Consider the following 238-nt stretch of genomic DNA (forward strand, 5'->3'; position numbering starts at 1 on the left):
GTCCGTCGGATGTATCGGTGCAGTTGAATCGCTGGATCGGCCCGTCGTCGAACTTCACGCTGACATAGCTGCTGTCGCTAAACCCGTTGCAGAGAAACTGGCCCTTCTCGATAACGAGAAATGCGTCAAGTTCGCCGTCGCGGCGGATCGTCAATGTCGTGCTGTTGCCGCGTCCATAAGGGAACTCAAAATCCAGCTCGTTCTCGCTAACGACGGAGGCGTACTTCGCCGTGGTGCC

At 57.1% G+C, this 238-nt stretch carries 1 protein-coding gene; it reads right to left on the reverse strand.

Annotated features, from left to right (window positions below; translation table 11 throughout):
* The coding region (locus RYX56_RS25125; protein WP_317124485.1) for a hypothetical protein at positions 1 to 238 on the reverse strand (238 nt) is incomplete at both ends.

Origin of the sequence: Alkalihalophilus lindianensis, assembly GCF_032843265.1 — a bacterium.
Lineage (GTDB): Bacteria > Bacillota > Bacilli > Bacillales > Bacillaceae_D > Alkalihalophilus > Alkalihalophilus lindianensis.